Raw genomic sequence first — 14,079 nt, forward strand, 5'->3', positions numbered from 1 at the left:
ATTGGTATTAAGCAGCTATTTTTAGTGCTAACTACTTTGAATTTACTAAAATATTTAACTAGAGAATAATAAGGTTAAATAGTTCAAAAACCTATTCTGATTGGTTTGATCATCAAAGTAGTTATTTTTGTTGCTGATTTAGTTTTTAACTATAAACAAAAACCCCGATGATACACCGTATCATCGGGGTTTTTTAATCGCTTTAGTAAAGTTAAACTTTGAATTCGTCTACCGACAAGCGAAGTTCTTCGGCAAGTTTTGCTACTTCTGAACTTGAGATGTTGGTTTGATTAGCACCTTCGGCTGTTTGCTCTGCTATGGCTACAATCGACTCAAGACGTTCGCTAATTTCTTGTGCTACTTGTTGTTGCTCAAGCGCGGCTGTCGAAATCTCTTCACTTACATCGTGTGCTTGCGAAACGGCAAATGTAATCGAATCAAGTGCGCTACTTGCTAGGTCGGTTTGCTCAACACACGATACAGCGCGTTGCTTACCTTTGCTCATTGCCGTTACTGCGGCTTCTGCGCCTGTTTGTAGCGATTCAATCATCGCTTGTATCTCTTGGGTCGACTCTTGAGTTTTACTCGCTAGTGAGCGTACTTCGTCTGCTACAACAGCAAAGCCTCGGCCATATTCACCAGCACGTGCGGCTTCAATTGCGGCATTTAGTGCAAGTAAGTTAGTTTGATCCGCTATTCCTCGTATTACATCTAAAATACTGCCAATTGATGCGCTATCTTGATGTAGTTTATTAATAACTTGTGAAGCGTCATCTACTTCACGAGCAAGCTGTTCAATAGTTGCTTTATTGTTGTTCGAAATACCTTTAACACGCTCAGCTTCTTTGTCAGCATTTTTAATTTCGCTAAGTGCTTGTTGAGCGCTGTTGCTAACTGTTTGCGATGTACTGCTCATTTCGGTTGTTGCAGTAGCCGCTTGTTCAACTTGTGCTTGTTGATTACGGATTGCTTGGCTTGATTCAGCGGTAATGGCAGATGTTTCCTCTGATGCTGCTGCAAGCTGAGTAGAGCGGGAAATAATGCCTTTAATTAAGCTGCGTAAGCTATCAATTAGCGTATTACAACTTTTAGATAGTTCGCCAAATTCGTCTTTAGCGCTGTCGTCTAATCGTTGTGTCATGTCACCACTGGCAACAATATCTAAAATACGGTTAACTTCAGCAAGGGGCTTAGTAATGCGGCTAACGGTAATAATAGCAATCGCGATAGCTAATAAAGTGGCTATGATCATACCAACCCAGGTCCATAAATTAGCTGAATCTACGTCGCTACGTACACCTTGCTGTAATTTGAACGCAACGTCACTTGCTTGATTAACTAACTCATCAATTTGGTTAAGTGCCATTTTGGTTGCTTGCTCCGACTGGGCAAGCTCTGTTTGCGTAAGCGTAATAGAATTAATTAAACGCTTTTTGTTTGCAGCTAAGCCATTGCTCCCCTTGATATTACTTTCTAAAATATCAACATACTCTTTTAGACTTGAATATAGGTCGGTATGTGTTTGCTCAATAGCAGGTTGAATTAACGCAACGGTACGTATTACTTCTTCTAAGTAATACGTTTGCTCGTTTTTAACGATGTCGAGTGTATTAAGTGTTTTAACAGTTAGCATGTCGGTGCTGTTACTAACTACCGACATAAAGTTGTTTTCTAAATTATTTGCAGCTTGATAAGCACGTGGATAGTTTTGCTCAAACCCATCTATATCAATAATATCAAGTACAACTGAATTGGCATCCTCAGCTGTAAGCTCAATGCTTTCGAGTTGTGCATTCAAAGATTTATTAAGCGCAAGTTGTTTGCTTTTATCTGTTAGTAAGCTTTCAACAGTACTTAAAAAGCTTAAATAGGTTTTTTCAACGTTTTGGCTACTTTGATTAAGCGCTGTATCGTTTTTTACTACGTCTTGAAGCTCACGGTGCAAAGTGTTGAATAACTGTTTTTGCTCAAGGACTTGTGCTTTTATCGGAGCAAGCTCATTGGCCGATGTGGTGTAAAAGCTCGCTTGGGCTGCTTTACTCATTAAAATAAATTCGGCTTGCAGCTCAGAGCTTTTATTTAATGCAGGAAGTGATAGTTGGTTCACCTTTTGAGTAGAACGATCGATGTTTGCTATTTTTATTAAGGAGTTACCACCAATTATTAATAATAATAAGGTGATAAATATAAAACCACCCCAAATACGTTGGCTTACTGTCAGGTTCATAAGATTTCCACTCAAAAGTACTTCAATTAAGACTTATCGGCTTTAATTCAGATAAGTTAAGTAATTAAAATCAATTACTTTAACTAATTTTAACTATTAATTGATAAATCTAACAGATGTATTAGTTTTTTTCAGTTTATTTAGACGAAAGGTGGGATTTTTCTGTAATTACTTTTTTAGTACTTAGCTCCATTAGAGTCATGGTGTTACCCCATACGCAGCCTGTATCTAAGGCATGCACCCGTGGATTACCCGTTTTACCTTCAAGTGCTGCCCAGTGGCCAAAAATAATATCGTGTTTAGTTTTTGCAATATTAGGATGGTTAAACCAAGGCGTTAATGTTTGGCTATCGGTTACTGCGCCCTTTGCATTAAGCTCAAGTTTGTTGTCACTCGTTAAAAAACGCATACGGGTAAAATAGTTAACTATGTATCTAAACTTTGCAAAGTCATCAAGGGTGTTAGACCACCTAGCGGGGTGAGGCTGATACATGTGTTCAAAAAATGCTTTAGCGCTACTTGATTGATAACAGCTTTGTGCAAATTGGGCTTGTGTTAGCGCATCTTCAACAGACCAATCGGGGTTTAATCCCGCGTGAGATATAAAGCAGTTATGTTTTATAAGCTCTAAAGCCAATGGCTGGGTTTGTAAAAAAGCGATGTAGTTAGCCATTTTAGGGCTTTCAAATAGTGGGTTTAATTTATCTTTTGGATTAGTGGGTTTGCTAAGAAAGTAGCAGGCAATCATGTGAAGGTCGTGATTGCCTAAAGTGATGGTCATGCTATTTTGATGTTGGTAAATATAGTCTAAGCAGGCTAGGGAGTCTGGCCCGCGAGCAACTATATCGCCAACTAAATATAGGTGATCTTTACTTGGGTTAAAATCAACCCGTTGTAAAAGGGTGTTAAATTCACTAAAACACCCTTGTAAATCACCTATCGCATAATCTGCCATCTAAGTGCTTAATGCAAAATGTTAAGGCAAGCCAAACGAAACACATTAATAGGCGCCTGAAACTCAGAGCCAAACTCGTTGCGTAACGTGTAGTGGCCTTGCATAGTGCCTACAGGTGTATCTAAAATTGCACCGCTGGTGTATTTATAGCTTTCGCCTGGGCCAATATCTGGCATTTCGCCAACAACGCCTTCGCCTTCAACTTCTACTTGTTTGCCATTTGCGTCGGTAATTAACCAATAGCGGCTCAGTAATTTTGCACTGCATAAACTATGGTTTTTAATTGTTACCGAGTAAGCAAATACGTATTTTTCAAGCTCCGGTTGAGATTGACCTTCTACGTAAAATGTTTCTACAGATACCTTTACAGGCGATCCAATGTTACTGCTTGTTGTCATAAATCCAGTTAGCTATATCAATAAATTGTTGTAAAGATAAGCGCTCAGCACGCAGCGTTATATCAATGCCAATGCTAGTTAGCTCTTCTGCGGTAAGTAAGTTACCTAAACTATTACGTAGCGTTTTACGGCGCTGGTTAAATGCTTCTAAACACACGGTGTTTAAAATTTTAACGCTTTTTGCTGTACGTTGCTCTGGCTTTTTAGGTATTAAACGAATAACAGCAGAGTCAACTTTTGGCGCTGGTTTAAAGCACTCAGGAGGTACTTCAACAACCGGCATTGCATTACAGTAGTATTGAGTCATTACGCTTAAGCGGCCAAATGTTTTACTACCTGGGCCTGCAACCATGCGTTTTACTACTTCTTTTTGAAGCATAAAATGCATGTGCTCAATATGATCTGAAAATTCAAAAAGATGAAACAATAACGGTGTCGAAATATTGTAAGGTAAGTTACCAAACACTTTTAATTTTTTGTCATCGCGAACCAAGCTTGCAAAGTCAAACGTCATTGCATCGCCTTGGTTAACGGTTAATTTAGGACCCAAAAATGGGTGTTCAATTAATCGTTGTGCTAAGTCTTTATCTAATTCAACAACCGTTAAATGGCCGCTTAAGTCGGCTACTGGCTCAGTAATTGCGCCAAGGCCGGGGCCAATTTCTACTAAGTTGTCTTCTGGTTTAGGATCAATCGCAGAGACTATTTTATCGATGATAGATTCATCAAATAAAAAGTTTTGCCCAAAACGCTTACGAGCGCGGTGTCCTAAATGTACTTTATCGGTCATTGATTTTGTGCTTTTTCTTGGGCGAGCTTAATTGCTTCGCGGATCGCTAATTCAAAACTGCCAACGTCAGCTGTACCAGTACCAGCTAAATCAAGTGCAGTACCGTGGTCAACTGAGGTGCGGATAAATGGTAAGCCAAGGGTAATATTTACCGATTTACCAAATCCTTTGTATTTTAGCACAGGTAACCCCTGATCGTGATACATAGCAAGTACTGCATCTGCTTCAGATAGGTATTTATGTTGAAATAAGGTATCGGCCGGGAGCGGGCCAATTAAATTCATCCCTTCGCTTCTAAGTATTTCAAGCGTTGGGGTGATTGTTTCTATTTCTTCACGGCCTAAATGGCCATCTTCACCTGCATGTGGGTTTAAGCCACACACTAAAATACGTGGTTTTTCTATCCCAAACTTAGTTTGTAGGTCGTGATTTAAAATACCCGCTACTTTAGTTAAGCGCTCAGGAGTAATGGCACGGGACACATACGCAAGTGGAATATGCGTGGTTACAAGTGCAACGCGTAAACCTTCAGTTGCAAGCATCATAACTACATCTGCAGTATTTGATTGCTGCGCAAAATACTCAGTGTGTCCGCTAAATGAAATGCCCGCTTTGTTAATAATGCCTTTGTGAACAGGGCCTGTAACAACCGCATCGAACGTGCCATCCATGTTTTTTTCACTTGCTATACGCAAGGTATCTAACACGTATTGGCCGTTACCGTCGTTTAGTACGCCAAGATCTACATCTGCACCTAAATCAACCTGATGAATATACAAACTGCCTGCAGGTGCTGCTGTGGCAGGGGCATTATCATCAAATTCAATTAAGTTTATTGTTAAGCCTAAATGCTTTGCACGCTCTTTTAATAGTTTGCCATCAGCAATCGCTATAAGTTGAGCTTCCCACGCTTGCTGAGCAAGCGTGAGTAGCAAATCTGGGCCAATACCGGCTGGTTCACCCGGTGTAATAGCAATTCTTAGAGTCATATTTATTGGTCTATAGGGAAAATTTCAACGTGAGCTTGCTCGCGCATTTCTTGCTGCCAGTTAAAACTTTCTTCCTTAAATTTACGGTTAAACAACATACCGTGAGCACGGTTACGTTTAGCTAGTTCAGTTTTATCAGCTACACGTTTACCAAGTAATTGCACAATATGCCAACCAAACTGTGTTCTAAACGGTTCGCTTATTTCATTTTCTTTAAGAGAAAGTAATGTATCTTTAAACGCAGGTACGTAGGTAGTTGGATCTGTCCAATCGTACTCGCCACCTTTAAGTGCAGAGCCTGGGTCTTCTGAGTACTCTTTAGCAAGTTCACCAAAGTCGGCTGTTCCTGCGCGTAAGTCTTTTGCAAAGCCTGCAAGCATTGAGCGTGCTTTTTCTTCACTTAAAATAATTGAAGGTTTAATAAGTATATGGCGTGAACGTACTTCAGTTGTTTCTACAACTTGTAGACCACGAACGTCTTGTACTTTAATGATATGAAAACCAGCACCAGAACGAAGTGGGCCAACAATAGCGCCTTTCTTTTGGCCTTTTACTGCTTCAGCAAAAAGCGATGGCATTTCGTTAATGCCCATGTAACCAAGTTGTCCACCTTCAAGAGCTTTAGAGCCGCTTGATGATGAAATAGCAATACGCTTAAATTCTTGGCCATCGTTTAATAGCTCAATAACTTTATCTGCACGTGTTTTTGCGTTAGAAATTTCCTCAGCTGTCGCATCGTTAGGGATATCTATTAAAATATGACCAATGTCGTACTCTTCAGCACTTTGACCTTGGGTTTCCATAATTTTTAAAAGGTTATCAACTTCTTGTTCGCTAATATAAATACGACGATCAACGCTTGCACGTGTTACTTGCTGCGTTGTGATTTCTTTACGAATTTCTTCACGGTAAGCTTGAAAGCTTTCGCCCGAACCTTCAATAGTGCGGCGTAAGTCGGCAATTGTTCCGCCTTGCTCTTTTGCCATGTTAGCGAGAGTTTGATCGAGTTGGCTGTCTGAGATTTGTAACCCCATACGCTCAGCCATTTGCATCATAAGCGCTTGATTAACTAAACGCTCTACAGCTTGTACACGAAGTGTTTCATCTTTTGGTAATTGCTGGCCTTGTTCTTCGGCTTGCTTTTTAACACGATTAATAATGGTGTCTACTTCGCTTTTTAAAATGACGCCTTCGTTTACAACGCCAATAACTTTATCTATTTCGACTGGTGCAGCCATTGCACTTTGACAAAGGCTGACACTTAAAACTGCTGATGTTAATAATTTTTTTAAATTCATATTCTGTTTACTACTCTTGCTGATAGTACTCTAGTTACTAAGAAAATACGGTCTACGATAGCCAAAAATACCTTGTTGTAATAATTTTTGTGCATCATAACGGCTTTTACTGCCAAGTCCTTTTAATACAAAATTCAAACTAATACCTGAATCAAAAGTTGCTTGTTCTTGGCCTATTGACTGATTTAAGTCAGTTTCAATTTGGCGGTGCCCAGTAATTTGGATAGCCCAACAGCATGATTCATACTGTAATCCGCTCAATACTTCGATACTTCTGTTGTTTTCAAGATCTCGATGGTAACTCGCAATAAATTGCCATTCGTCGCTAATAGGAATACTTGTAAATACACCTGCTTGCTCGATTGTATTTCCTGAGACATCATTTGCATAGCGATGGTTCAATTGTACTAGCTGATTATTATCACCTTTATAATCAAGCGTTACATTTGACTGTACCATTTGCTTGCCATCTGTATCGTATTGAATACCTCCTGCGAGGTACCAACGGCGGTGCCAATGTAACATGGTTTGAGCTGCAAATAGTGCATTATAATTAGTGTCTGAGTTTAAGCCTTGCTCTGTTGGCTTTGCATCGTCACTTAAATAAAATATTTGGCCGGCACTAAAGTTAAACACTTCTTCTTGTTTTTTATCAAATAAGCGCGTTGTCGCACCTAAAGTAAATTGATTAGCAGCGGCTATACGGTCAACACCCGAAAAGCGCACGTCTCTAAATAAACCATAATAATCATCTTGCAGCTTGGTTGTATCAAACAAGCCAATGTCTGACTGATCTTTATTTGGTGTATATAAATATTGAATTTGCGGCTCTAGTGTTTGTATAGCATCTTCAAAAAAGTAAGAGGCATCACGCTCAAAATTAAGCTGAGAGTACAAACGTACTTTAGGGATAGTACGCGATACGGTATCGCTGTATTGTGTGCCTGTTAAATTTCCGCTTTGCTTATAGTTAGTTTGTAATAAGCTCACTTCAGATAAAAAAGACCATGCATGAGTAGCATAGTTGTAACGTGCTTTTGGCTCTACGTGTACACGGGTTGCGCTATCTATAGCTACTTCTGATGAATCATTAGTAAAATGACTGATTTCGCCTGAGACACTAAAGTCAAAATTATCAAAACGCCATGGGGCGGTTTGCGTAAAGTTAATTTGCGGCAAAGCAGTGTATGACTCTAAGTGATCGCCGAGTACTTCAAAGTTTTGCACTTTTATATCGGTTCGCCATGTATCACCTAAATGCGTAAGTGAGCCGGTGCGATATAACTGAGTATCGGTTTTACTTGCGTAGTTTGAAGTTAAGTCGGTGATGTAGTTATCATCGCTCACATTGGTTATATCAACGTTTGCGCGCCAGTTTTCACCTAAGTAGCTTTGCTGTTGCCAATGAAACATGTAGCGTTCATTCAAATCTGGCTCAGAATCATCACTATTTAAATACTCAATCCCTACTAAGCCTTCGTGTTGCTCTGTTAGGTATCTAAATTCTGTTTGTAATTGCAGCCCTTTGTTAGACATATAACGCGGCGTAATCGTGGCATCAAAATTAGGTGCAATATTTAAATAATACGGCGTAATAGTTTCAAGGCCGTATTTGTCAGAGCTTGAAATAGTCGGGGTAAGTAAGCCCGATTTACGGCGCTCATCCAGCGGGAATGTAAAATAAGGTAAATATAAAACCGGTGTATCTAAAATACGTAATACGGCGTTATATGTTTCGCCCCAGCCTTCTTCGCGTGAAAGGTTTATTTCGTCAGCTTCAATTTCCCATGCTGGGGTGTCACTTGGGCAAGTAGTAAAGCTTGCATTCATGAGTAATAAGCCAGACTGATTAACAGTGAGCTTTTCAGCGCCGCCTTTACCTTGTTGTTCGGTTAGGCTGTAGTCGGCGCCTAACAAACTGACTTCTGAATTATTTAAATCGGCATTTAATCCGGTGCTGTTTACTTTACTTACGTAGTCTTGATAAGTAATTGGCCCTGTTGCATTTAATAAACCACGCTGTTTGTCTATCAACGCAGTTTGTGCGGACAAACTCATCTTAAGGGTGTTAATATCAACATTGCCGGTAAATTCAGCGCTTTGAGTGCCAAGCAGCTCAACATCATCAGCTTGGATATCAACTTCACCAAGGTTAAGGCCTTCAAGTGGTTGCCAAGCTCTGGTTTGCATTGAAATGCCACAAAGGTTGTGTGCCAGTTCAGTTTCGGCAAGCGATGGTGCGCTAACTACGCTTAGCATCAATATGCCCCAGGTTTTGCTCATTTATCGACCTTAATACTTTGTGTTTAATATAATATACACATAATAAAGGAAAATAATGGCAATTACAGTAATTGACCTATAAAAATAGATATCTAATAAAATGACACGCTTTGAGAATTTACAACAATTTTTAAACACACACCTTAATGCCAAGTCGCATACTTTAAATGCGATCACGGGTGATGCGAGCTTTCGCCGTTATTATCGTTTAAATCACGATAATAAACATTTAATAGTGATGGACTCAGATCCAAAAAAAGTGAATAACGAACCTTACATTTCGCTAAATCAGGTGTTTGTTGAGCAAGGTTTTTTACTTCCCACTATTATTGCAAGTGATGAGAAACAGGGCTTTTTTATTCTCAGTGACTTAGGCAGTACGCACCTAGCCGACATGCTCGATGATGCAAACCGCACCGAGCATTACCAAGCATTAATTAGTTTAAGTGCTCAGTGGGCAAAAACGCCGGCAGCTTCTGCTATGCATGCGTATAACGAAGATTTTATAAAGCTAGAGCTTGATATATTTAGCCAGTGGTTAGTAAGCGACTTTATTAATGAGCCACTCAGTGCAGAACAAAAAATAATGTGGCAAGCAAGTTCAGCGCTATTAATAAAGGCCATGCTTGAGCAACCAACGGTTACCGTTCATCGTGATTACCATAGCCGTAATATTATGAATAGTGACGGCCAGTGGGCCATTATAGATTATCAAGATGCTGTTCGCGGGCCACTTTGCTACGATTTAGTATCGCTGCTACGCGATTGCTACTTTAAATTGCCAGAGCAAGAATTAACAAGCTTGCTTGATTTTGCTTATCAAGAATTTACAGCTCAAAACTTACTGGTTAACACTTCATTAGATGAATTTAAATACTGGTTTGATTTAACCGGGATACAACGCCACTTAAAGGCTGCAGGTATATTTTGCCGATTATATTTACGCGATGGTAAAACAGGTTATTTAGATAATATTTTACCGACGCTTGATTACATTATTGAAGTAGCGGCAAATTACCCAGAGCTTAAAGCATTAAGTGAGTGGACAAAAAATACCATAGTGCCAAAAGTGATTAAAAAGTTAGCAACGGAGCGCTCATGAAAGCAATGATTTTAGCTGCAGGGCGCGGACAACGTATGATGCCGCTAACGCAAAATATGCCAAAGCCAATGTTAAAAGTGGCAGAAAAACCACTTATTGAGCACCATATAAATAACCTTAAAGCAGCCGGCATTACCGATATTGTAATAAACCTTGCGTGGCAGGGTGATAAAATAAAAGGCTACTTTAAAGATGGCAGTCAATTTGGCGTAAATATACTTTATAGCCAAGAAGTTGAAGGTGGCCTTGAAACGGCCGGCGGTATTATTGAAGCGTTACCGCTGTTGGGCGACTCGTTCATTGTAATAAATGGCGATGTATACACAGATTATGATGTAAGTGCGCTAACGCAGCTGCACCTACAACCTGGTGAGGCGCACATAGTGCTTATAGAAAACCCGCCACACAATCCAGATGGCGACTTTGCGTTGAGCCATTTGTCGCCCGATAGTCAAAAATATACATTTTCAGGGATTGGCCGCTATCAGGCTGATTTTTTTAAAGGATTAACGCAAGGTATTCGCCCTTTAGGGCCTATTTTACGTGAAAAGCTAAATGAACATTTAGTCTCTACTGAGCTCTACATAGGGCAGTGGGATGACATTGGTACACCAGAGCGTTTAAACCAATTAAACAGGCGCCTTGAGGCGTAACAACTCAATTTTTAAGAAGGCAGTATTATAGATGTGGGGAAAAATTCTCGGTTTTTGTTTTGGCTTTATGTTTGGCAAAATATTTGGTGCTATTTTAGGTTTATACCTAGGACATTTATTTGATAAAAGCTTAAAAAATAACTTTGATAAAGCAGGCGGCTTTTCTAGTTTATTTAGTGGTGACGATGTTAACGAGCGCCAAGCTTTATTCTTTTCAAGCTGCTTTGCTGTTATGGGGCACATTGCCAAGTCGAACGGTCGAGTCAGCGAAATACATATAAAAGCGGCTAACTTGTTTATGGATGAAATGGGCTTAAAGGGCGAAGAGCGCCGCGAAGCACAACATGCATTTCAGTCAGGTAAAGAGAGTGACTTTTCACTTAAAGAAACCGTACACGACTTTAAAGAACGCTTTGCTAAACGAAACGATTTAATACAGTTGTTTTTAGAAATACAAATTCAAATGGCGTTTTCTGATGGCGTGTTAGCCGAGCAAGAAAAGCAATTATTAGCAGAGGTAAGTAAGCAGTTAGGGATTTCTAAAACACACTTTGCATTTGTATTAAAACGTTACCAAGCTGAGTTTAACTTTAGAAAGCAACAACAGCGCTTTAATCAGCAGCAACAAAACCAAGGTCAAAGCAGTAGCTACCGTGAGGGGTCTGGCCATCATGTACCGCCAAATAATAATATGGACCGTGCGCAAGCATTGGCGTTATTAGGCTTAAATAGTGATGCAACGCAGCGTGATATAAAGGTAGCGTACCGTAAGCTTATGTCGCAACATCATCCAGATAAATTAGTGTCGCAAGGTTTACCAAAGCACATGATGGAATTGGCTGTTAAAAAGAGCCAAGATATTCAAGCCGCTTATGAGTATTTAAAAAAGTCGGCGTAAAAACCCGTCTATTTCTTTTGTTAGGCGTGCGTGTTGACCAGGTTGATCGCGCAGGCCAAACAATTGGCGTTGGCGGTAATCAAATTTTGCATTTCGGTTAACCCAGCGCTGACGATTTTTAAGACTCATTAAAATGTCTGTGCTGTCATTAGCATAGTAAATATCAAGCAAGGCGGGTGTAACAAGTGACGCTGTTTGGCTCAAGCTTTCGTTACGCTTGGTATTAGGTAAGTAACTGCTTAAACTTATAAACGCATCCAGTCTCTCATCTGGAAAATCTGCATAGTACTCCAACAACACACCCGCACTTGTACCTTGTGCAATAACCACTATATTACTCGAATCTTCCATAGCGGTTTGATACAGCGCATTAAACCGAGAAATGAGATTTATTTTATAGTTATCAAGTATGTCGTCAGTTACTTTTTCAATAGCATTAACGTAATGAGGTTCTTCTTTGGTTGTTGCAGGCTGTGGTTGTGTGTCTGTTGCGGCGTCGGGTGATGCGGGCTCTTCGGTTTTATTAGGCGCAGCTTCAGTCTCGTTAGGCGTTGTTTTTGCCATTTTACCAGCTTGCCAATCAATGTCGGGTACTGTCATTGCGTAGGTGCTGTAACCTAAATTATTAAGCTCTTTACGCAAGTAGCTCATACCGGAGTTATTGGTCGGTGAAGAGTGCCAATCGGGTATAAGTATTACGATACCTCTAAAATTACTACTCATATATTCGCTGTAAAGGCTTAAAAATTCAGTTTCACCCGCTAATATTGGCTTTATTTCATCACTTGGCAGTAGTCGCTCAATATCGCTATTTTCAATACTTGATAAACTAGGTGGGGCAATATGTTCAGCCGCGCAGGCGCAGTTAGCTAAAAGTAGCGCACAGCTGAGCTGTATATAAAAAGCTGCCTTTAAAAACCGTGAAAATAGCATAACACACCTAACGAATGACAATTAATTAGGTATCGGCAAGGTTATCTAAAAGTTTAATAGTTTACGAAGTATTTGCGCCGGTTAAAACTCTAATTCGGCCTCAAAAGTGAGTACTTGCTCAGTTACGGGGTGCTTTAATTGCAGCATTTGTGCATGTAATTGTAAGCGAGGAGCGGCAGCAAGTGCCTCTTTGTGGGCGTAAAGTCTATCACCTAAAATAGGATGACCCAGGCTTAACATATGCACACGTAGTTGATGCGAGCGACCAGTGATGGGGGTTAGCTCTACACGGGTTGCATTGTCTTCACGCTCAAGTATTTTAAAATGTGTAAGCGAAGGTTTACCTCTGTCGTGATCAACCATTTGTTTAGGGCGATTAGGCCAATCACAAATAAGGGGTAAATCTACTGATCCTGTTTCAGCCTCAAGGTGTCCGTATATACGCGCGATATAACGTTTCGCTGTTTCGCGCTCTTGAAACTGCATACTTAAATGTCTGTGCGCTGCTTTATTCATGGCAAGGCACAGTATGCCAGAAGTCGCCATATCTAAGCGGTGCACTATTCTTGCGGTTGGAAAAACACGATTAACGCGATTAATTAAGCTGTCGGCATGTTTAGGATCTTTACCTGGGACAGTTAATAACTCACTTGGTTTATTAACTATCAGTAAGTCGTCATCCTGAAAAAGTATCGTTAAATACGGACTCATAGGGGGATTGTAGTTAACTAACACGGCCGACCTTAGTAATTTTGAAGGGCGCTATTTTAGTGGAGCAAGCCAACAGGCTCAAGTAAAAGTTTGGCTATATTGTTTTAACTAATAATCCAAACTTAGGCTCCTTTGAAGCGCTTTTATAACTTAATTTCTTCGGGTGTTAATAATCGATATTCACCACTGGCCAAGTTTTCATCTAGGGTAATCCCCGCAATCTGCTCGCGATGTAACTCAACTACTTTGTTATCTACCGCGTAAAGCATACGCTTAACTTGATGATACTTACCTTCACTTATTGATAAACGCAGTCCGTAATTAGCAAGTCTCTCAGCTATAGCTGGGCGGGTTAAATCTTTTTCGTTATGCAGCATGACACCTGTACGTAATTGCTCAAGGGCTTCATCGGTAATCGGCTCTTGAGTTTCGACGAGGTAGGTTTTAAATTTATTGCTTTTAGGCGACGTAATTTTATGTGACCAGTCGCCATCATTAGTAATAATAACTAACCCTGTGGTATCTATATCAAGGCGGCCTGCCACGTGAAAGTCGCTCATATTTGGTTCATCAAGTAAGTCAAAAACGGTTTTATGTAGTTCGTCACTGTTAGCGCATACATAGCCAACCGGTTTATTTAGCATGTAATAGCGCTTACCTAAAAATACCAAAGGTGCACCTTGGTGCAATACTTCATCTTGCTGGGCTAGCTGAAAATTATGTGATGTGATTACTTCGCCATTAACGCTTACTTCTTTTCGCTTAATGCTAGCGCGAGCTTGCGTGCGCGGTATTTCAGCTAAGTGGCTAATAAATTTATCTAAGCGGCAAGGGAATTTCAT

Annotated in this window: 13 protein-coding genes; 3 read left to right on the top strand and 10 right to left on the bottom strand. The window is 40.1% G+C overall.

Annotated features, from left to right (window positions below; genetic code table 11):
- Window positions 1–211: 211 nt before the first annotated feature.
- From EU510_RS10355 to lptD, 7 genes are all read right to left on the bottom strand, one after another.
- Entirely contained in the window at window positions 212–2,227 is a 2,016-nt protein-coding gene (locus EU510_RS10355) for a methyl-accepting chemotaxis protein (protein WP_149593443.1), read from the bottom strand.
- Window positions 2,228–2,363: 136 nt separating this feature from the next.
- Window positions 2,364–3,182 (bottom strand): symmetrical bis(5'-nucleosyl)-tetraphosphatase, encoded by an 819-nt coding sequence (locus EU510_RS10360; protein ID WP_149593444.1) that lies wholly within the window; start codon window positions 3,180–3,182, stop codon window positions 2,364–2,366.
- A gap of 8 nt (window positions 3,183–3,190) precedes the next feature.
- A complete protein-coding gene (apaG, locus tag EU510_RS10365; RefSeq protein ID WP_149593445.1) occupies window positions 3,191–3,580 on the bottom strand; it encodes a Co2+/Mg2+ efflux protein ApaG in 390 nt (129 codons plus the stop codon).
- Window positions 3,564–4,370 (bottom strand): 16S rRNA (adenine(1518)-N(6)/adenine(1519)-N(6))-dimethyltransferase RsmA, encoded by an 807-nt coding sequence (gene rsmA / locus EU510_RS10370; protein WP_002960838.1) that lies wholly within the window; start codon window positions 4,368–4,370, stop codon window positions 3,564–3,566. The genes apaG and rsmA overlap by 17 nt, the downstream gene beginning before the upstream one ends.
- Entirely contained in the window at window positions 4,367–5,359 is a 993-nt protein-coding gene (gene pdxA, locus EU510_RS10375; protein ID WP_149593446.1) for a 4-hydroxythreonine-4-phosphate dehydrogenase PdxA, read from the bottom strand. The genes rsmA and pdxA overlap by 4 nt, the downstream gene beginning before the upstream one ends.
- 2 nt (window positions 5,360–5,361) lie before the next feature.
- The gene (surA, locus tag EU510_RS10380; protein WP_149593447.1) at window positions 5,362–6,657 is read right to left on the bottom strand and encodes a peptidylprolyl isomerase SurA; all 1,296 of its coding nucleotides are present in this window, start codon (window positions 6,655–6,657) and stop codon (window positions 5,362–5,364) included.
- A 30-nt stretch (window positions 6,658–6,687) separates the two neighbouring features.
- The gene (gene lptD, locus EU510_RS10385) at window positions 6,688–8,940 is read right to left on the bottom strand and encodes an LPS assembly protein LptD (protein ID WP_149593448.1); all 2,253 of its coding nucleotides are present in this window, start codon (window positions 8,938–8,940) and stop codon (window positions 6,688–6,690) included.
- Between the two features lie 100 nt (window positions 8,941–9,040).
- On the opposite strand from lptD, the gene EU510_RS10390 reads away from it, so the two are divergent.
- The 3 genes from EU510_RS10390 to djlA are packed head-to-tail and all read left to right on the top strand — an operon-like array spanning window position 9,041 to window position 11,593.
- On the top strand, window positions 9,041–10,042 hold the full coding sequence (locus EU510_RS10390) for an aminoglycoside phosphotransferase family protein (RefSeq protein ID WP_149593449.1): 1,002 nt from the start codon (window positions 9,041–9,043) through the stop codon (window positions 10,040–10,042).
- Window positions 10,039–10,695, top strand: coding sequence for an N-acetylmuramate alpha-1-phosphate uridylyltransferase MurU (murU, locus tag EU510_RS10395; RefSeq protein ID WP_149593450.1), 657 nt, complete (start codon window positions 10,039–10,041; stop codon window positions 10,693–10,695). Before EU510_RS10390 ends, murU begins: the two co-directional genes overlap by 4 nt.
- A 31-nt stretch (window positions 10,696–10,726) precedes the next feature.
- The gene (gene djlA, locus EU510_RS10400) at window positions 10,727–11,593 is read left to right on the top strand and encodes a co-chaperone DjlA (protein WP_149593451.1); all 867 of its coding nucleotides are present in this window, start codon (window positions 10,727–10,729) and stop codon (window positions 11,591–11,593) included.
- Here djlA and EU510_RS10405 read toward each other — a convergent pair.
- The 3 genes from EU510_RS10405 to rsuA form a co-directional block, all read right to left on the bottom strand.
- Window positions 11,576–12,526: a DUF3530 family protein gene (locus tag EU510_RS10405; protein ID WP_149593452.1), complete on the bottom strand. Its 951-nt coding sequence runs from the start codon at window positions 12,524–12,526 to the stop codon at window positions 11,576–11,578. The two genes, djlA and EU510_RS10405, sit on opposite strands and share 18 nt — an antisense overlap.
- An 81-nt stretch (window positions 12,527–12,607) precedes the next feature.
- A complete protein-coding gene (gene rluA / locus EU510_RS10410) occupies window positions 12,608–13,261 on the bottom strand; it encodes a bifunctional tRNA pseudouridine(32) synthase/23S rRNA pseudouridine(746) synthase RluA (protein WP_149593453.1) in 654 nt (217 codons plus the stop codon).
- A gap of 119 nt (window positions 13,262–13,380) precedes the next feature.
- Complete coding sequence (gene rsuA / locus EU510_RS10415; RefSeq protein ID WP_149593454.1) at window positions 13,381–14,079, bottom strand: 16S rRNA pseudouridine(516) synthase RsuA; 699 nt, start codon at window positions 14,077–14,079, stop codon at window positions 13,381–13,383.

It is taken from the genome of Pseudoalteromonas sp. FUC4, from assembly GCF_008370255.1.
Lineage (GTDB): Bacteria > Pseudomonadota > Gammaproteobacteria > Enterobacterales > Alteromonadaceae > Pseudoalteromonas.